Genomic DNA, 26,104 nt, shown 5'->3' with positions numbered 1-26,104 from the left:
AATTGTTAACTTTTCTATTTTTCCTATCTATAAAATACAAATAACAATCATTATCAATAACTAGAAAAAGTAGTGGAATCAGGAAAAATGGAAACCCCGATTAAATTTCATCGCTCAACACTTGCAGTTGTTGTTTCTGCGCTGATCGCAGGACACGCTGTTGCTGACGAAGACGTAACTCAACTCGAAACAATGACCGTATTAGGTGAGACTTACCGAAATACGGCAACAAAAACGTCATTAGAACCAGAAGAAACCCCACAGGCAATCACCATCATCACGAAGGATGAAATGGATTTACGCGGAGTGAGCACAGTCAGCGAAGCACTTCGTTACTCATCTGGTGTAAATACCGAACTACGCGGTGGTGCCGTTACGCGTCTAGACCTATTCAATATCCGTGGTTTCATTAACTACACCAACTTCTACGATGGTCTCCCTCTCCTATTCAACGGTTGGAACTTACAGCCACAAATTGATGCAGCTGCGGTTGAGCAAGTTGAGGTGTTCAAAGGACCTACGTCTGTTTTATATGGAAACATTCCACCAGGCGGCATGGTCAACATCATCGCAAAGACTCCGCAATCTGAGCCAGCTAACACGGTATCAGTCAGTACTGGCACCAACAGCCTGAAAGAAGTGAACTTCGACACCACGGGGCAAATTGGTGATTCAAACGTGAACTACCGCATCGTAGGGATGGCGAAACAGCGAGATGGGCAAGCAGAGACATCAGAAGACGAGCGTTATCTGATTGCGCCGTCATTCGACTGGCAAGCGACAGACAACACGCTTGTTAATGTCAACGTGTACTACCAAAACGATCCTTCGGCAGGTATTTACACCACAGTTCCAGCAGCGGGCTCCGTTCTCGATAACCCACTCGGTTCGTTGTCTCCTGATACTTACTTGGGCGACAAAAACTGGAACACCTATGAACGTGAAGTGTTGATGATTGGCTACAAAATTCTGCACGACTTCAACAACAACTGGCAGTTCTTGCAAAATGCACGCTACATGACAGCTGACTCGTACCAAGAAAACACGTACAACAGCCCATTAGCCGCTGATAATCGTACGATTGGTCGTAATGCTTACCTCACGGATGAAGATTCAACTTCATTTGTGATTGATAACCAATTATCAGGTTACGTTGCCCATGGCAATTTCGAGCATAACTTGCTACTTGGGTTAGATTACCAATACCTAGATTCTGATGTGAAATACAAAGACACCTTAGGTTACTCACTTACGCAAGACATCTTTAATCCTAATCACAATCAGATTGACCGCGACGCTCTAAAGTTCGCTTACCAGCAGGCACTGGATATCAAGACGAAACAGCTTGGCGTTTACTTCCAAGACCAACTTCGCTACAACAACCTTGTGATGATTGCCGGACTTCGCTGGGATAAATACGAATCCGACACCAACACTGTGAGTGATTACCTAGGCACAGTCACACCGAGCAAGGAAAAGCTTGATGAAAACAACGTATCTTTCCGAGTTGGTGCGTTGTACGAGCTTGATTTTGGTCTGTCTCCTTACCTGACTTACTCAGAGAGTTTTGAACCAATCGCGGGGGCTGATGCATCAGGTAAAGCGTTCGACCCTTCTACTGGTCATCAATGGGAGCTGGGCTTCAAATACGCCCCTCTGGGTGGTGACGTATCAGGCAACCTAGCGCTGTTCCATATCACCAAGAAAAACGCGATCTTGACCGATCCTAACAACCCATACGCACCGCAATACCAAGCTGGTGAAGTGGTTTCTCAAGGTGCAGAGCTAGAAGCGAAATGGCAAGCAACACCGCAAGCTGACCTAACGCTAAACTACACCTATATCAATATGGAAATTAAAGAAGACAGCTATTACCACCAAGAAGGCAAAACGCCAGTGTGGGTACCAGAACAAACCGCTTCTTTATGGGCAAATTACTACTACGAAGGTACTTTGACAGGGCTTCGCACCAGTGCTGGCGTTCGTTACGTGGGTAAAACAGAAATGGATGCACAAAACAGTGACCAAGTGCCAGATTACACCTTGGTTGACCTAGCGGCGAGCTATGACTTATCGGCGGCTTCACAATCACTCGACGGCGCAAGCGTCACGCTGTCTGCGAGCAATATCTTTGATGAGGAATACTACAGCTGTTATGACAAGAACAACTGTTGGTTTGGTGCTGAACGATCTATCGAAGCGAAGCTTGAGTACAAGTTCTAACGCCTAACAAGCCGCTCAAACAAGTTCTTTTTCGAGAACATAAAAACAAACTGTATATTTCACAAATCAAAAGCGGTGGCTACCAATAAGCCACCGCTTTTCATTTCTCTTAGCTTTTACTACAGAACGCTTCTGAACAGTATTTAAAGTTCGAATTGAGTTACCTTGTCACTTTTCTATAACAACGCTCAGGTCGCCCTACCGTGCCATAGTTTAAGTCTGCCTCTAATTCACCAGAACTGATCAAGTATTCCAAATAACGTCTGGCCGTTGTTCGGCTGGCACCAATTTGCTCTCCAGCTTCATCCGCCGTATACATCTCTTCACCGACGAACAATCCTCGAATTTTATCCAAAGTTACCCCATCAATCCCTTTGGGCAATCTGTGCGACGACGTGTCTGGTACCACATTTGATTGCAGCATCTTATCAACTAAATTCTGGTCCAAGCTTTCTGCGACATGGAGTTGTTGGCGTTGCGAAATGTACTTTTGCAATGCAGCCTCCAACCTTGGAAACATCACTGGCTTAAGCAGATAATCGACTACCCCGCCTCGCATTGCTTGTTGCAGTGTATCTACGTCTCTTGCCGCGGTAATTAAAATCACATCACAAGTTTGATTGTTCGCACGAAGCGTATTGAGGATCTCTAATCCTGTTCCATCGGGTAAATACACATCCATGAGCAGCAAATCAGGCTTGAGCACCTCAAGCTGTAATTCTGCTTCCATCCGTGTCGTTGCAATGCCCACCACTTCCAAGCCAGAGAGTTGGCTCAGATATTTATGATGTAGCTCTGCAATGGCAATATCATCCTCGATGATCATGACTCGCGTTGCCGTATTCATACTTGTTCTTCCTTAGGCAAATACACGGTAATTCTCGTTCCATGTTCTGTATTTGGTAGCATCTCAACATAACCGTGATAACGCGTCGCCAGTTGATTAACAAGATGCAATCCCACACCTCGATTCTGACGCGACTTGGTTGAAATGCCCTTTTTCAAAAGCTCTTGTGGCTCAATGTTTTCCGGTAGTCCACACCCTTGGTCGACAACCTCTAAAATCACTTCGTTGCCATAATCACTGATCGACACATCAATGCTGCGGCGCTCTAATGCAAACGCAGATTCAACACGAATAGCAGACAGCGTCGCATCGAAAGCGTTGTCGATTAGATTGCCAAGTACCGTGACCAGATCTTCTGCATTTAACCACTCAGGTAATGGCTCCAATCGACTGCCTTCTTCTACCACTAACTGTAATCCCAGTTCACGTGCACGCTCGGTTTTACCCAGTAACATGCCAGCAATAAGCGGGTCTTTGATGGTATCGCGTAAAAATTCTATCATCGCTTGATAGTGCGCTGTCTCTTGCCCAATCAATTGTTGAACCGCTTCGAGTTCCCCCATCTGAACCAATCCGCTGATCGTATTAAGCTTATTTCTGTGCTCGTGAGTCTGAGAGCGAAGCAAATCGGCGTATTCTTTAGTTTGCGAAAGCTGTTCAGTAAGTTCGTTTATTTCATCACGCAGACGGAAACTGGAAACCGCACCGACGATTTTTCCTTCGACGTAGATTGGCGAACGGTTGGCAATTAAACGCTTGTGATTAAGGAAGATCTCGATATCGTGATCTTCTTGTCCTGTCTCCAGCACGGTATACAAATCGCTGTCTCTCAGGGTATCTGTCAGCGGTTTATTCAGAGCCGATTCCCTTTCAATACCTAAAATCTGACACGCACTTCGGTTGATGGAACGCAATACACCTTGGGCATCAATACTTAATACCCCTTCTTTAATAGTGCTCATGGTGACGTCGAGTTCACCGTACAAACGCCCAATTTCCTCTGGTTCAAAACCCAAAATGGCACGCTGAAATTTTCGGGATGCATAGTTGGAAACAATCGCGTTGGCAGCAACAACGATCAATGCCATTAAGATAAGGAATGCAAAGAAAGGCTCGATGCGGTCTTGTAAGCGTTCCAGCAAATAACCGACCGAAACTACACCAATGATGTTGCCTTGTTGATCGAAAATTGCCGCTTTACCACGGACGGAATAACCCAATGATCCTTGAGCCGTCGAGATGTATGATTTACCTTCCACCAGCGCTCGTTGGTTGTCGCCGCCTTTCATTGGCTTACCGATGCGCTCGTCGACAGGGTGAATCAAACGCACACCATTTTTATCCCCAATCACAATGAACGCAGCACCAAGTGCCTCAGTCATTTCACGAAACCGCTGTTGATAAGGATCGGTATTCTGAGACTCAATCATTTCGCGAACAATATGAGAAGTAGACAAGAAACGAGCAACGCCAAGCGCTTTCTCCCCCATCTCTTGTTCTTGGTCGAATTTTAGGTAGGTAAAGCCCGCAGCCACCAGAATAAGAAGTTCGATCAAACCCGACAGCGTCATAATAATAAGCATGCGCTTACGAAAGCTGATCCGACTCCAACTCATTGATATTTCCTTTATCTTCGCCAGTTTTCCACGTCACTGTGGCACACTTGCCTAAGTTAACACTGAGTTAACATGCTCGCTCTAATCAAATGACAAATCTGTGAACAGACGAAACGTTCTGAACGGTTTACGGTTAATTTATAGGCGTGCCGTGCTTTCTTCAGTTCGAACAAACCCGTTCCAACACTTAGCTTTGTCACTCATGGCTCATTTAGCGCATTTATAGCCGCCGTGAAATATCAAAATTCAATCATAATGCTAACGAAATAATGTTGTAATTTATTCAACATCATACATAAATTGCCATCTAAATCTTGAACATGATCACACCAAATTTAGCGGTTTTTGAGGCGTTTTTAGACTTTCGATCGTATAATTTTTAGTCAAGAAGCCTAGCAGAGCTTCGAACAAAGAAAGCAGCCAACTGGAAGTCTATTTAACGCTCAACACTTGCGTCAGTAAATTGAAGATACATTGATAAAAATACAAATACTGACCGTAGGACAACCACTTAGACACCATCTGCAATTGCAATAACTATAAACAGAGGTGCTTTTATAGTTAGAAGGAACACCAAAACATGGAACGCGATACATTTGGAATTTGCCTGAATAAGGCTATGCTGTCAGAGAATATGTATTCAACGTTTACGCACGTCAGGGCTTATGAAAAGAGTGACACCAGTTCTTCTGATCTCAAGGTGCTGCTTTCATTCCCACAGATGAGTGGTAAAGACTTACTGAATACTATGCGAGGCTCTCGTCAGCTTGAGTGGAGAGCAGAATTTCACTGCCCTTCGATGAAGTGAATCAGTACAAGTCACACAACAACGGTGCGTCCAGCTAAGCCCCACTTAACTGGGCGCAACATTTAACCAACATTTCTTTTGCTCAATCACTTAACACTTTGTAGTGAATACTTTATATTAGAGCTTATACTCTAAAGCAAAGTAGCCACTATGAAACAAACCGGAAAGTTCTGGATTTTGGGTCTTCTCAGCAGCTCAATTTCTCTTGCCTGTCACTCGGCTCCCATCACATTCGATGATGCATGGAATTTGTTGTTAGAAAACAACTATTCCCTTAAAGCACAACGTGCCAATGTTGAAAGCTACGAATACCAACAAAGCGCAACTGATAACCTCAATTTGCCGCAAGTCAGTATTGGTGCGAACTACACACGCTTAGATACCGACGTAACACTGTCTGGTCAGCAAATTCTCGACAGCACTGGGCAACACATTAGCGTGCCACCTGTTTTCCAACCTATTTTTAGCGCTCTTGCGAATACCACATCGACGATCACCGAACGCGACATCTTCTCTTCTTCGATTCGTGCTATCTGGCCGATATTTACTGGTGGTCGCATCAATGCAGCTCAAACCGCCGCAGAAGGTAAAACGGACGAGGCAAAAAGCCAACTCGCAATGGAGCAGCAAGCTCGCTTTGAAGATCTCTCCAAATACTACTTCTCGGTCGTGCTCGCCAAAGAAGTATTAGCAACACGTCAAACCGTAGAAAAAGGCTTAACCAAGCACCGTGATTTTGCGATTAAAATGGAAGAGCAAGGTCAAATCGCCCGTGTTGAGCGCCTTCAAGCGGAAGCGTCATTAGACAAGGCTAAGGTCGAGACGCGCAAAGCCGCCAGTGACCTGAGTATTGCCCAAGCGGCTTTGGGCAAGATCTTAGCGCAGAACGATTCAGTAGAACCTTCAGAAACGCTGTTTATCAACAACAACCTTCCACCGTTGAGTGCGTTTGTTGATCAAACACTACTGACCTACCCCGGCTTAGATTTGTTGGATGCCAAGCACAAACAAGCGTCGAGTTTAATCAAAGCCGAGAAAGGCAAATACTATCCGGAAGTTTACCTATACGGTGATTACAGCCTATATGAAGACGATTCCCTTGCCAGCCAAATGAAACCGGATTGGCTAGTAGGTGTTGGCGTTAACATCCCTCTAATTGAGTCCACTGGTCGTAGCGAGAAAGTAAAAGCAGCACAAAGCATGGTCACCCAAGTGGATGCGCTGAAATCACAAGCGAAGCAAGACTTGTCGCTTCTAGTACAAAAGACCTACTTAGAAGCACAACAAGCCATTGATGAAGTGCAAGGTCTAGAATCTAGTATCGCCCTTGCGGACGAGAACCTACGCTTGCGCGAAAAAGCATTCACTCAGGGCTTATCGTCCTCTTTGGATGTCGTTGACGCGCAACTGTATGTCGCCAGCGTAGAAACACAGCAATCAGCGGCACGTTTCCGTTATCTGATTTCTTTAACCAAACTATTAGCACTGAGCAGCGAAATGAACAGCTTCGCTCAATACCAACATACTGCTTACGTTCCAACATCAGCATCCAAAGAGGCAAAATAAGTCATGGCAGCAAAATCTCTAAAACCCGCTCTACTATCACTTTGTGCTTTGGGTGTCGCTTCTTGGGTTGGCTACCAGTTCTACCAAGCATATCAACCCGAACCGGCACGTTTACAGGGGTTGATTGAAGCGCAGCAATACAGCATCTCTTCTAAAGTTCCTGGTCGTATTGATGAAGTCATGGTGCGCAAAGGCGATGATGTCGAAAAAGGTCAGTTGATCTTTACCCTTCACAGCCCAGAAATCGAAGCAAAATTGGAGCAAGCCAAGGCAGGTGAAAAAGCCGCTGGCGCACTGGCATTAGAAGCAGAAAAAGGTGCACGTGAGCAACAAATTCAAGCCGCAAAAGACCAATGGTTGAAAGCGAAAGCGGCTGCAGATTTGATGGAAAAGACCTACCAACGTGTAAACAACCTTTATAAAGATGGCGTAGTCGCGGAGCAAAAACGCGACGAAGCCATGACGCAATGGCAAGCATCTAAATACACCGAAAGCGCAGCGTTCCAAATGTACAACATGGCGAAAGAAGGCGCGCGTAGCGAAACCAAAGTCGCAGCAGCAGAAAAAGCACGCATGGCGGCTGGCGCAGTAGCGGAAGTAGAAGCGTATGCCAAAGACACGCAAATCTACAGCTGGTTTGATGGTGAAGTCTCTCAAGTTTTACTGCAAAGCGGCGAACTTGCACCTCAAGGCTTCCCGGTTGTGACGGTTATTGATACCCAAGATTCTTGGGCAACACTGAACGTACGCGAAGATTTGCTCAAACACTTCACCAAAGGCACGACCTTTAAAGCTTACCTACCAGCATTGGATAAAGACGTTGAGTTTAAAGTCACCCATGTTGCCGTAATGGGCGATTTCGCTACATGGCGCGCGACAGACGCATCGAAAGGTTTTGATCTTCGCACATTCGAAGTGGAAGCTCGCCCTACCCAACCAGAGCCTGAGCTACGCATGGGCATGAGTGTTGTGGTTGAGCTGTAATCGCGTTGGCTTAAGATTATGACGATTCAAATCTCACAACGACAAATCCTGCGGCGCGATAAGTGGTTATTATCTTGCCTGACATGGGTGCCGATCTTATTGGCCGTCACTATTTGGGGTGTTTTCTCTGCAGGTATTGCAAGAGATCTCCCGATTGGTGTGGTTGATTTGCAGCACTCGCAGTTGTCACGCAAGATGATTCAATCTCTTGATGCCTCTTCCACTCTTTCTGTTGATTATCACTACACTAGTTCAACAGAAGCGAAGAACGCGATGATCGAGGGTGATATCTATGCTTATGCTGTGATTCCCCCTCAATTCGACCAAGACATTCTTTTGCATCGACAACCTCAACTATCGGTCTTCTTTAACAGCCAATACATTTTGGTTGCCAAGTTGATTAACTCAGCGGTCGCGCAGTCTCAAGGGTATTTTGATGCGCAGTTAGAAACCATGGGTAACCTAGCAAAAGGCAACACCACAACACTTGCAGCTATTGGTCAAGCCGTGCCGATTTCCACCCAGATTACAGCCTTGTTTAACCGCAACACCAACTACGCTCAGTTTTTGGTAACAGCGATTGTTCCGGCGATCTGGCAGATCTGTGTCGTGGTCAGCACCATTTTGATCCTCGCAGCGCATTTTCGCCTTTATGGTAACGGCAACAATAGTTTTGCTTTCTTAGGCGAGCGCCCTTTCACTCGACTAAGCAAAATTCTAAGCCAGTACATTCCTGTCTTTATGGCACAAGGCGCGCTGTTCTTAGTCTGGTTCTACATGGTGCTTGATTGGCCGATGGAAGGCAGTTATCTGTTGATGCTATTAGCGCAGTTCGTAACGACTATCGCATGCATCATCATGGGAGCATTGTTTTTCTTCCTATCGATGGACCCAGCTCGCGCGATGAGCTTTGCTGGCGCATTTACCGCGCCTAGCTTCGCGTTTATGGGTATTACTTTCCCCGTTTCAGACATGAATGCTCTTGCCCATGCATGGAGAGGATTGCTGCCAATTACGCATTACATCGAAGTTCAAGTGGACCAAGCAAGCTACGGTGCAAGTGCGGCACAATCTATCGGCTCACTCTGGCCGATGGTTGGGTACATTATCCCGCTACTGATGACGGCAGCTTTATTAGCAAAACATCGCAACACAGCTTTGCTAAACAGCGCATCTTCAACAGATAGCAGCCAGGAGGTTGTATGACACTATGGCAACTGATTAAAACAGAACTTCGTTCAGTGATGACCAACCCTGTCGTGGTACTGACGGTCTTTGGTGGCGTGGTATTTTACTCCTTCTTATACCCACTTCCATACGCACAACAAACACCGAGGGAACAGCCAATAGCGATTGTGAATCTCGATGGAAGCCAAACCAGTCTAACCTTAGAGCGCATGGTCGATGCCACGCCTCAGGTTAAGGTAGTGACACGTTTACATACTATTGCCGATGCGAAACAAGCATTCTTAAACCGAGAGATAACTGGTTTTTTGGTGATTCCAGAACACTTCTACAAAGACTTGATGCTTGGCAGCAGCCCTACTCTGGCTTATGCCGCCGACGCTTCCTACTTCTTGGTCTACGGTACCGTAGTCGAAGGTTTGGCAACAGCAGGCGGTACGCTTGGTGCTCAAGTTAAAGTAAGCAAGATGGTGATCGATGGCGTGCCACTGAGTATGGCGAGCCATGATTACTCCGCGATTAAGCTGAACATGAAGCCAACCTTCAACCCAACCATGGGCTACATCGAATACGTGGTGCCAGCGGTGTTTGTATTGATCCTTCAACAAACATTGATCATGGCAGTCGGGTTGCAAACCGGTACTCAGCGCCATGGTCGTGGGTATTGGTCACAAGTGCCAACAGGCGCTCTGTTGCTGGCCAGAACCTTGGTCTTCGTTGCTATCTACTACTTGCTCAGCGCCTACTATTTTGGCTTCAGTTTTGAACGCTTGAACGTCAATCATGTTGCCAATGCCGGTGAATTGTTGACTTTGCTGTTGCCGTTCTTGCTCGGCTGTTGTGGATTAGGTTTATGGCTCGGTTACTTGTTACCAAGACGCGAGTTGGTGACATTGGTCGTGCTGGTTAGCTCAATGCCATTAATCTTCTTAGCAGGCTTTATTTGGCCGGTTGAGTCGATTCCTGCCCCGCTGCTTTGGTTTGCCGATTTGAGCCCGAGCACATGGGCAATCAAAGGCTTTTTAGCACTCAATCAAATGGGCGCAACGTGGCAACAAGTCGCTAAACACTGGACTGCTCTTTGGGTGCTGACTGTATTATGGGGCGGCGTTGCTTACTGGATCGCCAAACGCAATACCAAACCAGTAGTAACAGAAAGCTTAGGGTAACGGCTTTACATCCAATAAAGAAAGGGGCTCATGTAGCCCCTTTTTGTTTGTGTCGATGTTCTAGTGACTGAGCTGAGCTGAAGAGTCATTGACTTACTTCTGGACAAAAGTGAGTTGTGTTCTTTGGTACACGCTGTCTTTTCAGATTACTTTTTGCATTGCAGTCAACCTACATTTGACAGACCTAATTCACTCACCCGCTATAACTTCCCAAAATCAGATTCCAACTTATAACTTACCGATTAAATTAGGTTGGCCGTTTGATGAAGAGCTTTTCAAAAACTCATCAGCAATCCTAGCTATTTTGGCAACTAACTTTTGGTCAGTGGTGAAAAAACCTAAAGGTACATGAACAGGGCTAATATCAGGAATAGCTAGATGATAACTCACGGCAGCAAACTCTCCCTCTAAAACTAAAACTTCAACACTACCATCAAATAATCCGTTTCTAATGCCCTCACAAAATTCCAAATTACCTAATTTGTGTTTCCATGCCCTACCAGCCTGGCTTTCAATGTTTGGATGTTCGTCACAAGGTAGGTAAAGCTTCAAATCATAATTTTTACTCTTTCCCTTGTTACTATAATTAATAAGAGTCACTTTGGCGGTATTAAACCCGTCACTCATTCCCCAATAACGAGTATTTGCACCATACCAAGATAATTCTTTTGCTTTTTGTGCCTTCTTAAGAGGCTTGAGTTGCTTTAAATAGCTCTCAATCACAGTCATGGGTTGTTTACTGTAAAGAGGCCCTAATAGAAGCTCATAAGGCTTATCATATGAGCCTGCCACCATTTCAGCGAGCAGGCTTCTAAAATCTATGCTGGCATCATGAACAAATCGTGAAATGGACATATCTTCAAAAGCATCCCAAGCCGAAGTAATACTATTTAGGTTGTTGCTTAATCTAAAGTTGTCCGTTTCATTTAAAATTTCTTGCACCACTGCTTCGTCATTAACGTATTCCTGCCGAAGATCTAACGGCTTAACTTGGTTGTCTAAATCAATCTCAAATTTTCGTTTAATTCTGTGAGCAATAGTTTTTTTACTGGTAACTTTATCAACGGAATATAGGCTAGGCAGTGAGTTGTCATGAGTTTTAAACCCACCTAACTCATCATTTTGAACAAGCTGCTGAAAATGTTTAGTAAACATTGCTCTTGCATGTTGCTCACTTAAACTCTGTATTTCATGGTTTACTTTTAAGCGAAGACCTGAATACCAATTCTGATGTTGGTTTTTAACTTTATTAAAGCCTGCTAACTCGAAAGACACAGAAGCACTTTTAGCCTGAGGTGTTTCTACCATAGGCTTATCATCGAGTGATGAAAAATAACCTTTAGCTAGCGGGGTTAAAAACAACTTTCCTTCATCAGAATACGCAATTTCACCCTTACTAATGGGCTCTTCGATTGCTGCCGCAAGTTCTCGTAGGTTAAAACCGAAGAATGAAGACAATTCAAACTTTGAAAGTGGTGAAATATAGAGAGCTTTAAGTAAAAACTCCTTAACGAATGGGAAACCTTGTTTACTTAAATATGAGAATTCAATTTTAAATGTCTCTGTAGGTACAATGTAGTCTACTTCATTAAATTCAATAGTTGTGTTTTCCATAACCCTTACACCGCCTTCTTAAATTTCTTGGTTTTAGCATCCACAAAGCGATACAAGCTTTCATTGGCATTTTCTTCCATATAGGTAATCACTTTCCCAAATGGCAGTTGGCTATTTTTCCCCAGCCACATTCTTTTATCACCAACAATGACTAACCTATCCATTGCTCTAGAAAGAGCGACATTGATTCTGTTGGGCAAGTACATAAAGCCTGATGATTGCCTTTGGTCTGAACGAGTAACAGACAGAATAATAATTCTATTCTCCTTCCCCTGGTAACTATCTACAGTATCAATATTGAGTAACTTAATTAGCTCATCAGAAAAGCCTGACTGTTTTACTCTTCGTCTTAAATACCTTTTCTGCTCCGCATACATACATATGATACCTATAGCAGCCTCACCTTCCTTAACTTGCTCGAACAACGAACTTAAAAAGCTCTTGTTCTCATCTACTTGTTTGAGCACATCAACAATCGCTTCAGCCTCTTTCTCATTGTAAATATTATACCGTGAGCCTTTTTCTTGGTGTTTAGCTTGTTTGCCTAAATGTGACGTATCAATCCACGTTGTAAATGCGCTCATCTCATTTGGTACATCATCATAAATATCGGGAATTTTGCGATCACCATTCTCAAGCTCACCATCGTAAAAACATTGTGATACAAGAGAACCAATAGCAGGTGCCATTCTGTATTGCACAAGTAGCTTAGCTCCTACTTGCTGGCCATAATCACTTTCAAATGCCCGAGCAAAGTCACTTTCAATTAACTCATCAATATCATTGGAAGACGGAATACCTAAATGTCGGGCTAATGCTTTTTTATGAGGGTCAGTATAAAGAGGTGGCAATTGCTTATGATCACCTACTAGAAGAATCCGTTTACCAACTTGCATTGCAATAGCGAGTTCACTAGCAATAGAACGAGCAGCTTCATCAATGATAACCCAATCATACTGGTTAGTTGCTATATCAATATTCCAGTTACCTATACCAACACAAGTACCGGCTACCAGTTGTTTTGAACGAGCAAGAAACTCGTCCATATTGGCATTGCCTGACTGCATAACTTTGATCATGTCTTTCGACAGTTTCACTAACCGTTGGACAGAACTAGAAATATTATGCTCAATAGCAAACTCATGGTTTAGATCTTTTATTAAGCCACCTCTAATTTCACTTAAGTTATCGTGCCAATCTTTGTTGACTCGTATACTTTGAGGCAGCCTGCTATTAATAAGAGATTTTCGTTCACCAATTTGTTTCTTAATCGCTTTTTTATGTTTAGCTTCTAAGTCACTATCCTCAATTTCTTTTAGTGCATTTTCTTGCTCTGTGATCAAAGAAAGAAGTTGTTTATCTAGCTCTAAATAGGCTTCTAAATAATCATTTGGGGCTTTTAATGACTTAGCTAGGCTTAACACTCTATATTTTAACTGAGTTTCAAATTGCTCAACTTTTTGGCTAACAATGTTGTCCGAATATGCATCACGCAATGAATGAGATATGGTTGATTCACTTCGACTAAACCGAACAACATCAAGATTCGTTTTTAAACGGCCACAGTGTTTTCTAATTCGTTCTGCCGCTGTATTTACAGCCTCATGAGACTGACTAACCAATAAAATTCGTTCAGTACCTTGTTTCTCGATTAAGTAATGAACAAAAGCAGCTATAAACTCTGTTTTACCAGTGCCAGGTGGGCCTTGCAGCATTGAAAGAGGACCAAACCTAAGAAGCTTTTGAAAGGCTATTCTTTGCTTATCATTAAGCTTAATAGTATTGCCGTTATCGTCTTCTCGGTCATAACGCTTAAAGTCTTCATCAGTAACTGTTAAGTCGTAGTCTGTAGGATCTAGCGTGCAGTCTGGTTCAAAATAGTCCGATAAATTTTCGACAACGGAGTCTTGCTCAAGAATACGAGTTAAGGCGTTTTTTCGTTTATTGAAAGAAGACTTATCTGCTTTGCTGCGGAAGAATATGGTATCACTCTCTTTCAAATGGTAAGCTCGGGGGGTGTACCGTGATAATTGCACCCTATTTAATCCAGAAGCAGATAGATTAACTTCTCCTATAAAGTAATCTTTTTCACCATCAACAATAATAGCTTCAACCTGATCTTTAGCTGTAAACCCGTCAAGCGGATCTCTGTCTGCTTCGTAAGGTAATATAAGCGTATCATTATTATCTTTGTGAGCTCTTGGCTCACCAGTAAGCTCTACATAAGGGTGTGATTCAGTCTCTGTTTTAAGAATTGCTTGCCACAGTTCACTCGTAGATATTGGTTTAACATTTACTTCAACTTCAGCAATTCGCTCTTGAGGCTCAAATGATATTGGTTTTACTTTGTGTTGCTTTAACTGAAATTGTTTTACTGCGTTCTCAAAACTGTAAAACTGACGAATGCGCCTATTAATATTATCTAAGTAGCTAGCTCGACCTTGCGAAATTCGAAGACCAAAAGGAAGCTCAAGAACTGCATTTTCTATATCTCTACGAGATACTTCACTTCTATCACTTTTGATAGGGCGCAATCCGTGCTCAAATTCAAAACGAGCATCATCAAAGAAAAGCTTTTGAACGCCCCCTAGCCCTGAAAAAACAACGACTAAACCATAACCTTTGCTACGATTTTCTTCAATTGAGACATACAACTTACCCTTATCAGGATATATAGTAACCGGCTCAAAATCTTCTCTATTACTACCAATTTCAATATCAATTAATTCAACAGTTGGAGTAGTTGTTTTTTCAGGATTTAAAACTGCATCTTTAAAGCGAGTTAACTCTTTAAAACCAAAGTCTAAATCTTCAAGTTCATGAATAATCGCTAGACTAATCGCTTCAAAATTGTCGTTTTTCGTGCCCCATTCAACTTCTAATAGCTCAGCAGTTATCTTCATAACGGCATAGTTATCACGTTCAAATGCAGAACTATTCTCAACATCTATTGGGCTATATTCGGTATTCAGTAATTCTTTAGAATCATGGTGAAAGTCCAAAGCATCAATAATATAAACATCGCCTTGCTTATCAACGATGATGTTTTCAGGCTTTAGGTCACCATGTGCAACACCTAATGAATGCATATGCTCAACATGAGCAATTAAGCTTTTTACGATGTCATTTCTTCTGTTACGCATTCGGTAAGGGTCTAAAGGTTCGCCCTCAACCCACTCAGAAACCAAATACAATGAGCTATCTCGTGCGGTAATACCATAATCAACAACTGTTGGTATAAAGCTTAAGTTGAGGCTCTGTAACTTCTCTACTCGTTCTAAAAACGATAACGTGCGTAGACCAAGGCCAGCGTTAATATCAGTCGGGTTGATGTTGTTCCATACTTTAACCACACCTGAATCAGCCTTATACATCTCTCTAAGATCTGATTCAGACATAAATTCGACTTCAGGGTGTATCCTAGAAACTTTAGTTGCCTTAACAAAACGCTCTAATTCTTTGCTCGAAAAACTAAATGCAGCTTCTTTGCTAGGTTCTTGTTCTACTAATGCATCGAGCAATTCACCAGCATTGGCAAAGGTTTTTCCTTCAAATGCCTTTAATAGTATTTCCGCATACCATTCGTCACATAGTGCTAATTTTTCAGAAATTGTTTTTTCAAGGCTTGGTGTTAAACGTTCTGCACCTATAATGACCCAAGCAATAATCGCTAATCGCACAACGTCATAATGGTATGGTGAAGAATAAGTGGTATCTTGGTTGTAGACAGACAATTCATCTCTAATATCACCAACGGTTTCTTTCTTACGTGCAAATGTTGATATGAAATTAGAAAGAGCAACTCGCTGTCCTGTACTAAACCAAATACTGTGATTTCCAATATCTCGGTGTGCAAGTTGTAGTTGATGTAAGTCAGCAAAGCGTGCAACCAATACTCGAACTAAGTTGACTCTTTCATCAATTGATAAGTTCTCACCATAAGTGGCAATAAAGTCGTTTAGGCGCTCGTGACCATGGGGAAGTTCTACAACTTCATTGTATTGCGAGGTGATCTTCTCTTTAGTTGGTATGGTTAACGATGAAACACAATGCTCGTAAAGCTCTCTGTTTTCTCGTTTTATCTTAGTCAGTACTTCACGTTCACGAGAGACTATTTTTATTCGGCCATCTGGCGTTTGGGCATCGTGGCTAGAAAGATTATCAAAATCCCAGCTACGTATAATGGCATGATCATTTTTATCCGCTTCACTTTGGGCAAAATACTCTTTATAAACTTTATTTGGGTGCTCAAAGATTTGCTCTTGCCCTAACCAACCCTCAACAGACAAAGGCTTAGCTTCTACTTTTTTCTCATTTAGCAGTAAGCCTCTTTCTAGTAAAGGAAGATCTTTAAGTAAAACTTTAGCATCTGGGTGCGGTGTGAATCGTTTATTGAATTGACCTTCGTTTGAACACAATTTGCAAAAATCATTAAGTGACAAAGTATTAGCTAAATCTTTCTTAGGTAATTGAGAAAAATTACTGTTACCGCTCATCACTACTAAAAAATGTACATGAGGAGTACGGCCTTCGTTTCTAAATTTTCCAGCAAATGGCTTTAGTAAATTTTTTAACAGAAACTCTTTATTACGAGTAACTTCAACAGGAGACTTACCTCGGTCTTCATCGCCCCAATACCACTTACCATTACTTGAGGTTACAGGTTTACCGTTCCAGTGTTTAAGCTCAACAATCAGTATGTTGCAGTGAGTAACGATTAATAAATCGATTTCGCCTTGTTTGTTTTTATTAATAAAGCGAAAACCGGCATACCCTTTCCAGCCTTCGTTAAACGGCTTTTTTAACGCTTGGAGTGCTTCAAACCCTTGCCCTTTATTTGTGCCTTTGCCTTTCTGTTTTTGTACATTTGAAGTGCTAAGTACATTTTCAATTTTTTTAATCGCATCTATTTCGTGGCGCTCTAGCCCACCTTCCCAGTATTTAATATCCATATATATTTCTTTTTATTTGTTAATCCAATAAAAAACCTACTTACTTAAAGGTGAGAGACTTAGAAGGACTTAGTTGCTTCGAACTTGAAAACAAGGCATTAAACAAAATGGCCTTATGTATTCATAAGTAGACTTAAGTATCTTTACACCATTGCTACTGATTGATAATCAACCATTAGCGTAAGCAACTCAAGTTATGCTGGTAGTTTATGTGACTGGAACGAGATAAGAAACCACAAAGTATCATGCCAATTAGCTAGTTAAGGTCTAACCAACTGTCGAGCTATTTTTTCAGTCGATTGTGTCTCTTTGAACAAGGCAGGTTGTAGTAAAACACTAAATTAGGTCACTTTGATAAAGGCACCCTCTGACTATACTTCCGCATTTATAGAATTATTTAACGCAAGTATATTTTTTACTTTTGTAGATTTAACGGTTCATCGGTTACAACTCATAAAGGGGCAATTTCGTGTTACATACCTCGTCAGCACGCCTTTGGACAAAGATACGTTACTAAGAATTGACCATTAGCAATTCATGAAGAACATAGTGATTGGAAGAGCAGTTCTTATAAGAGTCTAATCTGTCTGATAAGATCTACACACTAGAGGAAGACGGTGAAACAATATATTTCATCAGAGACATCAAGCTCATACAATGACTCCAACCTCAACCGATACATTAATAATGAGTTCACTGATGGTCTCGCTTTGAACGAGCTACAGATCCAACTTCGGCTGAATAAAATCAATGAACGCAGAAATCCTCTTGGCGACAGAAGAAGATTTATAATAAACCGCATTGATTTGCTCTCGACCGGAATGACTGATTTTCTCTCCCTCTAATAAAGAAATTAATCTTCCCTCAGCAATGTCTTTCTTAACCATAAACCCAGACAGACAGGCGATACCATTTCCCATCAAAGCAAGTTGTCTTACTGTTTCACCATTACTTGAAGTTAGCGTTGGTATTAGTCCAGAAAAACCTTTCAAAGGCCATTCATTAAGCGTTTTCGGCGTTGAAAACCCTATCGTACTATGATGCTCTAAATCACTACTTTGGCTCGGAAAGCCACGCTTTGCTAAATAATCAGGTGAAGCCACAATGTAAAGTAAACTTCTACCCAAAGGCTTCGCATGTAACGTTGAGTCACTTAATGCACCGATTCGAATAGCGACATCGGTTTTCTTCTCTAGCAAATCTACGAACCCTTCGTTGGAGGTCAGCTCCAAATCAATATCAGGGTAAGCTTGATTAAACGACTGTACCAAAGGCACTAACTGATGAAAGACAAATGGACTGGCGGCATCGACGCGTAACTTCCCTTTGGGTAATTCACCACGGGATATGATCTCATCTTCTGCCAACTGCAACTGCATTAATCCTATTCGTACCGAATCAACAAATTGTCGCCCCTCATCCGTTAATTCAATCCGCCTTGTCGTTCTGTTTAATATCGTCACACCAAGTTGGCTTTCCACCTTACTTACCGCTCGCGATGCCCGTGCCACCTGTATATTTAAACTGTCTGCTGCCGCTGTAAATCCGCCAGTATCGATCACAGAAAGTAGAATTTCTAAATCATCCGATTTTGTACGCATTTTTGCCTACCATTTTCTGAACCGTTTAATTTTAATTATTGCATTTATAACAAATATCATTTGTTAAATAACCTATTTTTTGCAATGGAATTTCAACGCAGAATCTCTCCACCAAATCAGGACTCAGCAACATCTTGATAAACACATTCGTTGCTATGTACCTGAACCTAACAAACAAGAGAGTAAATGAAATGCCATTAGCACTACTCGCATTGACGCTTAGCGCCTTTGCAATTGGAACAACAGAATTTGTGATCGTAGGGTTGATCCCAACGATGGCTTCTGACTTAAATGTCTCACTACCATCCGCAGGACTGTTGGTGAGCCTTTATGCTCTGGGTGTTGCAGTAGGCGCACCTGTATTGACAGCCTTAACAGGTAAAATGAACCGTAAACACGTGTTACTTGCGGTTATGTCACTATTTGTGATCGGCAATCTATTAGCCTGGCAAGCACCTGGTTATAACACTCTTATCTTTGCTCGCATTTTGACTGGTTTAGCCCATGGTGTATTTTTCTCTATCGGTTCTACGATCGCTACAGGTCTTGTGACTAAAGAAAAAGCAGCAAGTGCGATTGCGATTATGTTTACAGGATTAACTGTTGCGCTAGTGACAGGCGTACCACTTGGGACTTACATCGGTCAAACCTTTGGTTGGCAATCGACTTTTCTGATTGTTGCGTTATTGGGGCTAATTGCGTTGGTTGGTAGTGCTTTCTTAGTTCCCAGCAACCTAAAACAGCCTCCTGCAGCTAAACTGTCATCACAGTTAAAAGTGTTAACTCAGCCAAGACTTCTACTCGTTTATGCGATTACAGCGCTAGGTTACGGTGGTACATTTACTGCTTTCACTTTCCTTGCTCCAATTTTGCAACAGGAAACAGGATTCAACGCCAATGCTATCAGCCTTATTATGCTGGTATACGGTGTATCCGTGGCGATTGGTAACATTTGGGGCGGTAAAATGGCCGATAAGATGGGACCAATTAAAGCGCTGACAATTATTTTTTCTGGGCTCGCCGCTATCCTAGTTATATTTAACTTTACTGCAGTTAACCCTATCACAGCGGTAGCGACCATTTTAGTTTGGGGGGCTTTTGCATTCGGTAATGTACCTGGTCTACAAGTTTATGTAGTGAAACTAGCTGAAAAATACACTCCTGATGCGGTAGACGTCGCATCTGGTCTAAACATTGCGGCGTTTAACGTTGGTATTGCTCTTGGTTCTTGGGGAGGCGGTATGATCGTGTCTGAAATGGGGCTGATGCATACCCCTTGGATTGGTGCCGTGATAGTTCTCGTTGCGCTGGCTCTGACTCAAGTCAGTGGTAGTCTTGATAGACGTACAACAATTCATTTGTCAGAAAAAAGCGTACTTGTGAAATAAGCCTTGTAATGTCCACTAGAAGCTGGTCAATGCTCTGTATTGACCAGTTCATTCTTAATTTGAATGAATTTAGGTACTACACAATGAAAACCATTTTATCTCCGGAGCAATTCGGGACCAAAAACGGTTTAGTTCAACAGAACTAAACCGTTTCTATCAGGTTAGAAAAATGTTCTTCAAACCATAAATCGTACAATGAGCCTATCTAACGAAAGCTTGGGATAATTGCTGGTATCCCTGGTAGTAGACCAACCAATGCCATTACGCTCGTTAACACAACAAACATAATGCCAGGCAACACCCAACGGCTCATTTTACTGAGTTCCCCACTACGTTCTTTACAGCCGACTAAGCCTAAATTATCTAGCAACATGGTGAGAGACCAGCCAAATGCAGGGTTAACTAACGCTGAAGAAAATACAACAATCGCTGCCGATTGAGTGGTTTTCCCTTCACGCGTCATTTCCATTCCTGCTTCTAGCAAAGGAACAAATACCCCAACAATAAGCGCAACACAAAGTACAGGTTGCCAGATCGCTAAGTCCATTGGGTAGCCCCAAACAGCGGCGATGATACAAAACAGCGCCGTCAGCAAAGCGCCAGCAGGAATAGGACGTTTAGCGATAGCCGCCGGAACGATGTAAGTCCCCCACGAAGACGTAAAATTAGTACCACCAAGCAGAGAACCGAACGTCTGACGAATTGACGCTGTAGTCATCGTATCGTCGATGTTCATATGTACTTTTTCTGTACGCTCTGGATAGCTGATTTTTTGGAATACTTGATGTCCTAAGAAATCTGGCGACCACATGGCTACGGCCAAAATAGCAAAAGGCAGTACCACCATGAAGTGTTCAATCGTGGGTAAACCTAGCATCCAGCCCGTATCTTCCCCCCACCAATACATAGGGTTCATGTTGGGTAAGCCGGGCTCAGTTTGAAAAGAAAACGGCGCGCCCATGGCAAAAGCTAACGTGCCGCCTAGCAAACAACTAAGAGGAACCGCTAGCCAACGCTTACGAAAATGTTCAAATAATGCGTATAAAATAATGGTGCAAAAGATCACGACAAAAGCAAGACTTGTCGCTTCTGGTACAAAAGACCTACCTAGAAGCACAACAAGCCATTGATGAAGTGCAAGGTCTAGAATCTAGTAGCGCCACTGATTACTTTCCCTGCAGATTAGTTTTGTAGCCCCCATTGTTCATGAAAAACTTCAAACTCTTCAATAAACACCTTAAAGCGCTTCGGCGTATGTATGCTCTGTTTGTATAAAATATAGAGTGTACCTTCCTCATACCATGTGCCATTGAACAACTTAATGAGCTCGCCGCAACGAACTTGTTCACGCACCTGGTTATCAGGAATTAAACCAATACCAAACCCCTCTTGAGCCAAATTAATCGCGATGTCGATTGAGTTAGTCGTCATATCACCTGTCACTTCAATTTGGCGCTTTTCTCCGCTCTCATTCGTCAGATTCCAATATCTTTCCTGACCTGGTGTGTTCGTGTGAGTAATACATTGGTGTAGCTCTAAATCATGAACATATTTAGGTTCTCCACGTTTTTGAATGTACTTTGGTGAGGCATAGCAACACCGCGTAAATCGAGAGGCTTTTCTGCATACGACTGACTCATCATTCGGTAAAAACGGGGCAATCATCAAATCTACATCTTCAAATAAGCTCAAAGTATTTGGCGTCAATGTATGGAAATGAATGTGAATATTCGGATACTTTTCGTGGAAATCCGGTAAGAAGCTTTTTGTTAAAAACCTCGCCATCGGGTGCAAACAGCCTATACGTAGTAGACCGCTAACACCTTTACGTTCAACATGAAGCTTTTCTACAGTGTGGTCGATAAGATCTAGAATTTGACCTGCAGACTCTAAAAACGTTTCGCCTTGTGGCGTAAGACTAATACTGCTCCCTCTCCTATGAACCAAAGTAACATTTAAGCTTTCTTCTAATGCTTTGATTTTTCGGCTTAATGTCGGTTGGCTTACATCGAGTGCTTTTGCTGTTTCGGTGTAGTTTAATTTTTTAGCCAAAACAGAGAACATTTTAACGGCTTCGATATCCATGTTTAGCTCCTAATCGTGTCTCTAAGATATTACTGACTATTATGTAAATTTTCTCTGTTCATCACTGTAAGTAAAAAAATATCTACCCTTTATTTGATCTCAACTCTGCTATTCAGTTTCTGAATTGCTGCTATTTCCTACTCGCGTATTGCCAAAAGAACAACTCTATATAATTCGACACAACTTTTCATAACTACCACCTTAGAGTAGGTCTATTCATGCAGTTAAAACACTCTTTACTATTTTCCACACTCGCTTTGTGTACCACGCCTGTCGCGGCAACAACCTTTGAAGCACCCAACTTTTATGGCGACATTTTAGGGCAAGTACGCTGGGAAGCGGGACAAGATTATCAGTCAGAAATTCATCGTGCTAATGCAGGCATCAAAGGTAAACATGATGCTGATCTTTTGCGTGTTATCTATAACCTAGAAGCTGAGTATTCTGAAGATTTAACTCAAAAGGTTACAGAGGAGCAAGACTTCGATACCCGCGTTAGCGAAGCAAACTTAATTCTAGTAACCAAAGATTTCGGCGGCATCTACTTCGGTAACGGGACCACTGGCACCTATAAAGATCTCTACTCTCATGTAGACATTTTTGAAAGCAACAATATGCACCGTTCAAGTAATGCAGCTTTATTTCGTCAAGCAAAATCTGGCGACAATCAACTTGCCTATATGACACCCAAATGGAACGGTGTGTACGCAAAAGTCGCGGTCATAAGCCCTGACAATAGCAATGGAGAAGACATTGATATTCTTGGTCTGCGCTTATTGTATGTGACTGATAACTTCGATCTGGTACTGAATCGTGCCCAAGTCGACGAGAAACAAATGCCAGGGCATCAAAACGATGACTACGTTCGTTACGCTCTGTCGTCTTCTTACACTTGGGATAACTTCTACCTCGGTGGTCTTATTGAACTGAATTACGACGATCCTCAAGGCGACAGCGCGGTATATGGTATCTCAGGCAAATACTCTTTAGATAAGCTGACCTTTAAACTCGGAGCTCAACACAAAGCTTTCGACGATTCCAATAAAGATAACCAAACGCTTTACCTAGCAAGTCTTAACTATGCCTTTAGTCAACAGTTCTCTACCTATGTTGAAGTTGCTGAGTACGCTGAAGATTCAGCTACCAATGACCCGGCGAACAACAACGGTGAAAATCGAAATGACAACATTAACATCGGCCTCCACTTCAAGTTTTAACGCCTTGTGCTAAGGATCTAACAGATGAAAAAGCTACTCCTAACGTTGAGCTTACTCTGCACAGCTCAAGCCTATGCAGGTGTCTCCATTACCGACTGTGTCATCGTTGAACCCGCTCCAGGCGTCAACAAAACCGGACTGTTTTTTAATGCGAGCTTTACTGAAGACGAAGAAGTAAAAGCACTGAGACTCCCTTCTCCAGAAGCCATTCTAGGAGCGGAAATACCGGAGCTTACCAATGAGGTTCAAATGCACAACACCATTATGAAAGATGGCGTGATGAAGATGCAGCGTTTTCCGAAACTGTTCCTCAAAAAGAACACGGTGACCAAACTAGAACGCGGTGGAACGCACTTTATGTTAATGGACCTTAAGAAGCGCCCACTCGCCGGTGAAAAGTACACGGTCAACTTATGGCTCACCTACCTTTCAGATCAACAATGTGAAGCGAACGTTCTTAAATCTTCTGACTTTCCCCCGAAGCATAAAATGTAGGTGAGATGATGAAAATTATTGAGCAAATTAAACAAGTGAAACGCTCGGTTAAACTTGCCATTGTCGCAGTCGGCATAGGTATTGGTTTGATCTCAGCACTCCCTGCAACCGAAGTTTTGCATGTATTCAGTACCAATGAATTTTGTGCGTCATGCCATACGATGAAACCAATGGCTGAAACGTTTTCTCAATCGATACATGGCGGCAACAACCAACATGGTTTTGTCGCAGATTGTATCGATTGTCACCTGCCAAAATCGAATATTGTTGAAGAGCTTTGGGTAAAAGGAACATCCGGAACTCGCCATCTATGGGGAGAGTTTGTGCTGGGTATGGAATCGCTTGATTATGATGAACTCCACCCTAAACGTGGTGAGTATGTTTATGACTCAGGCTGCATCAATTGCCACCGAGGCTTGGAAGAGCGCGCTCAAGGTGCAGACGAAAACTCACCCGCATCAGACTTTTCTCACAACCTTGCGTTTAACAACAAAGCTAACGATCCATCTTGGAAGTGTTCGAGCTGCCACTACGATATCGCCCACCCTAACTTAAAGCGTGAGATGCGTTTGCGTGATGAAGAACGAATTCGTAATTTGGCGGCAACTGAGGGCTTATAAATGAAACATTCAACCGCATTGTCACTTGCCATCAGCTTAGCGTTGGCTGGTAGCACTTTTGCAGCAGAAGACATCGATAATGGATACGGTGATTACACCATTAATCGAACGTTTGAAGATTTAAAGAAATCACCTAAAGACTTAAAAGCAGCAAAACGTATTGTGTTTGGTTGTTACCTCGGTTGCCACCGACCAGCAAAAGAGGAAGTACCTGAGACCTTGAGCCCCAAGCTTGAAGGTTTTGATCCACAATGGTTCTTAGACCAATGGTTCTCTATGGATAATGAGCGCCACGCAGGTATCTCCTCTCAAATGAAAGAGATCGTTTACGCTAACCCGCCTCGTGATATGGCATCAACCGCGATCCTTCTTGGTGCACAAAAAATGAAGTACAACCCAATGCCGGATGTACTAGAAAGTGAAGAGTTTAAACGCGGAAAAGAAACTTACGACAGAACCTGTAAAGCTTGTCATGGAGAGCAAGGTGCATCAACACAGAAAAACTTCCCGCCATTGAAAGGTCAAATGCCAACGTACATCTATGAACAGATGATTGCCTACCGCGACGGCAAACGAACCAACGGAGTACTGGCAGGTATCATGATGCCTTACGCTAAGATGCTGTCAGACCAAGACTATCGCGATGTAGCGGCTTATGTTTCTGGTCAACGAGTTAAGCCGATTGAAAAGGAAGAGTTTATTACTGGTATCGGAATGCCCGCACCTAAAGGTTTCAAGTTACCAGAAACAGGTCAAATACAGAACTTTACTGACACCTTTGGCGAAGACTCTGACTACCAAGGTAATGAGCCTAGCTACACTATCTCTGAATCAGGGAAAGTCGTTCTCGACAACAATACTCAGTTGATGTGGGAACGTGACTCCTCCCGAATCTGGATGACGGCGGTCGAAGGTAAAGAATACTGCGCAAACCTAGAAATCGATGGTTACACAGACTGGCGTTTCCCGCTAATGAAAGAGCTATTCTCCATAGCTGACATGGGTGAGTTCCGTCCAGCGATTAATACCGATGTGTTCTTGAACATGCCACGTCAAAACTCTGGTATTTGGACGTTCCCTGTTTCTGATCGTCACGATCACGTTTGGCACGTCGGTTTCCCTGATGCTCATATCATGGGTCAACATACCGCTTCAACCAAGCTGGTTCGCTGTGTTCGCGCGGATAACGACGCCGCATACCACAACATGCAATACGTGGATAACGGTGACGGTACTGTAACAGAAAAAGTGACCAATCGAATGTGGCAGCAAAATATTGATTATGTGAAACGCAAGTTCGATGACTCCCTGAAGTACTGCCAAGACTTAGAATATGCTGGCTATGATGACTGGCGCACTCCAGATATCAAGGAGATGAACTCAATTGTTAACTACAACAAAGTTTCTCCAGCTATTGATGAAGAGTTTTTCCCGAACACACCAGTGAAATCATTCTTCTGGACCAGCACCTCTGATGTTGCCGGCCCTACGCTTCACGTAAGACCGCTATCGGCTCGTAAGAAAAACCAAACGCCTGAGCAATTGGATTTGAGGTTTACTGGTGATAACGAAGGTTGGGCGCATGGCTATTTGACAGGACAAGGCTTCGGTATGTCAAAAGACTCCGAGTTCTATACTCGCTGTGTTCGCAACCCTTAGTTTTTCAATGAAGCCCTCTTGAGGGCTTCTTTACTTCCACACCAAGAATGTCGCCCAAAAAATCATTTATGGCTC

General features: G+C 42.9%; 17 protein-coding genes and 1 pseudogene. 11 read left to right on the top strand and 7 right to left on the bottom strand.

The annotated features are described in order from the left end of the window. Nucleotides 1-87: 87 nt before the first annotated feature. The gene (locus OH459_RS08210; RefSeq protein ID WP_017190221.1) at nucleotides 88-2,223 is read left to right on the top strand and encodes a TonB-dependent siderophore receptor; all 2,136 of its coding nucleotides are present in this window, start codon (nucleotides 88-90) and stop codon (nucleotides 2,221-2,223) included. 160 nt (nucleotides 2,224-2,383) lie between these two features. Here OH459_RS08210 and OH459_RS08205 read toward each other — a convergent pair whose 3' ends face one another. Beyond that, nucleotides 2,384-3,070, bottom strand: coding sequence for a response regulator (locus OH459_RS08205; protein ID WP_017818094.1), 687 nt, complete (start codon nucleotides 3,068-3,070; stop codon nucleotides 2,384-2,386). Next, on the bottom strand, nucleotides 3,067-4,686 hold the full coding sequence (locus OH459_RS08200; RefSeq protein WP_005446007.1) for an ATP-binding protein: 1,620 nt from the start codon (nucleotides 4,684-4,686) through the stop codon (nucleotides 3,067-3,069). Before OH459_RS08200 ends, OH459_RS08205 begins: the two co-directional genes overlap by 4 nt. Before the next feature lie 580 nt (nucleotides 4,687-5,266). Here OH459_RS08200 and OH459_RS08195 point away from each other — a divergent pair. The 5 genes from OH459_RS08195 to OH459_RS08175 all read left to right on the top strand — a co-directional run bounded on the left by OH459_RS08195 (nucleotide 5,267) and on the right by OH459_RS08175 (nucleotide 10,398). Next, nucleotides 5,267-5,494 carry a hypothetical protein gene (locus tag OH459_RS08195; protein WP_005446009.1) on the top strand — a complete coding sequence of 76 codons (228 nt, stop codon included), beginning with the start codon at nucleotides 5,267-5,269 and terminating at the stop codon, nucleotides 5,492-5,494. 150 nt (nucleotides 5,495-5,644) lie between these two features. Next, nucleotides 5,645-7,060 (top strand): TolC family protein, encoded by a 1,416-nt coding sequence (locus OH459_RS08190; protein WP_069218120.1) that lies wholly within the window; start codon nucleotides 5,645-5,647, stop codon nucleotides 7,058-7,060. A 3-nt stretch (nucleotides 7,061-7,063) separates the two neighbouring features. Further along, on the top strand, nucleotides 7,064-8,044 hold the full coding sequence (locus OH459_RS08185; protein WP_005446013.1) for an HlyD family secretion protein: 981 nt from the start codon (nucleotides 7,064-7,066) through the stop codon (nucleotides 8,042-8,044). Nucleotides 8,045-8,062: 18 nt separating this feature from the next. Beyond that, nucleotides 8,063-9,250, top strand: coding sequence for an ABC transporter permease (locus OH459_RS08180; protein ID WP_269986332.1), 1,188 nt, complete (start codon nucleotides 8,063-8,065; stop codon nucleotides 9,248-9,250). Next, nucleotides 9,247-10,398 (top strand): ABC transporter permease, encoded by a 1,152-nt coding sequence (locus OH459_RS08175; RefSeq protein ID WP_045416696.1) that lies wholly within the window; start codon nucleotides 9,247-9,249, stop codon nucleotides 10,396-10,398. The genes OH459_RS08180 and OH459_RS08175 overlap by 4 nt, the downstream gene beginning before the upstream one ends. Nucleotides 10,399-10,626: 228 nt before the next feature. On the opposite strand, the gene OH459_RS08170 is transcribed toward OH459_RS08175, so the two are convergent. The 3 genes from OH459_RS08170 to OH459_RS08160 form a co-directional block, all read right to left on the bottom strand. After that, nucleotides 10,627-12,012 carry a hypothetical protein gene (locus tag OH459_RS08170; protein ID WP_269986331.1) on the bottom strand — a complete coding sequence of 462 codons (1,386 nt, stop codon included), beginning with the start codon at nucleotides 12,010-12,012 and terminating at the stop codon, nucleotides 10,627-10,629. A 5-nt stretch (nucleotides 12,013-12,017) separates the two neighbouring features. Further along, nucleotides 12,018-16,964, bottom strand: a complete 4,947-nt coding sequence (locus OH459_RS08165; protein ID WP_269986330.1) for an AAA domain-containing protein — start codon at nucleotides 16,962-16,964, stop codon at nucleotides 12,018-12,020. A 719-nt stretch (nucleotides 16,965-17,683) separates the two neighbouring features. Continuing rightward, nucleotides 17,684-18,565 (bottom strand): LysR family transcriptional regulator, encoded by an 882-nt coding sequence (locus OH459_RS08160; protein WP_005446023.1) that lies wholly within the window; start codon nucleotides 18,563-18,565, stop codon nucleotides 17,684-17,686. A 191-nt stretch (nucleotides 18,566-18,756) separates the two neighbouring features. Between OH459_RS08160 and OH459_RS08155 the strand changes: the two genes are divergently transcribed. Next, nucleotides 18,757-19,953 (top strand): MFS transporter, encoded by a 1,197-nt coding sequence (locus OH459_RS08155; RefSeq protein ID WP_029788129.1) that lies wholly within the window; start codon nucleotides 18,757-18,759, stop codon nucleotides 19,951-19,953. Nucleotides 19,954-20,158: 205 nt separating this feature from the next. Here the strand turns inward: OH459_RS08155 and OH459_RS08150 are convergent. Next, nucleotides 20,159-21,031, bottom strand: a pseudogene (locus OH459_RS08150) (DUF3360 family protein); the annotation flags it as partial. A gap of 104 nt (nucleotides 21,032-21,135) precedes the next feature. Further along, entirely contained in the window at nucleotides 21,136-22,038 is a 903-nt protein-coding gene (locus OH459_RS08145) for a LysR family transcriptional regulator (protein ID WP_009697488.1), read from the bottom strand. Nucleotides 22,039-22,256: 218 nt separating this feature from the next. Between OH459_RS08145 and OH459_RS08140 the strand changes: the two genes are divergently transcribed. Genes OH459_RS08140 through OH459_RS08125 form a run of 4 tightly spaced genes read left to right on the top strand, consistent with a single transcriptional unit; the run spans nucleotide 22,257 to nucleotide 26,029 of the window. Beyond that, nucleotides 22,257-23,255: a porin gene (locus OH459_RS08140; RefSeq protein ID WP_009697487.1), complete on the top strand. Its 999-nt coding sequence runs from the start codon at nucleotides 22,257-22,259 to the stop codon at nucleotides 23,253-23,255. A 24-nt stretch (nucleotides 23,256-23,279) separates the two neighbouring features. After that, nucleotides 23,280-23,750 carry a copper chaperone PCu(A)C gene (locus OH459_RS08135; RefSeq protein WP_009697486.1) on the top strand — a complete coding sequence of 157 codons (471 nt, stop codon included), beginning with the start codon at nucleotides 23,280-23,282 and terminating at the stop codon, nucleotides 23,748-23,750. An 8-nt stretch (nucleotides 23,751-23,758) separates the two neighbouring features. Next, nucleotides 23,759-24,370, top strand: a complete 612-nt coding sequence (locus OH459_RS08130; protein ID WP_017190228.1) for a cytochrome c3 family protein — start codon at nucleotides 23,759-23,761, stop codon at nucleotides 24,368-24,370. Continuing rightward, nucleotides 24,371-26,029 (top strand): Lcl domain-containing protein, encoded by a 1,659-nt coding sequence (locus OH459_RS08125; protein ID WP_269986328.1) that lies wholly within the window; start codon nucleotides 24,371-24,373, stop codon nucleotides 26,027-26,029. Nucleotides 26,030-26,104: the final 75 nt, after the last annotated feature.

Origin of the sequence: Vibrio sp. MM46, from assembly GCF_027587135.1 — a bacterium.
GTDB lineage: Bacteria > Pseudomonadota > Gammaproteobacteria > Enterobacterales > Vibrionaceae > Vibrio > Vibrio harveyi.
This window is presented reverse-complemented; position numbering and strand designations above follow the sequence as displayed.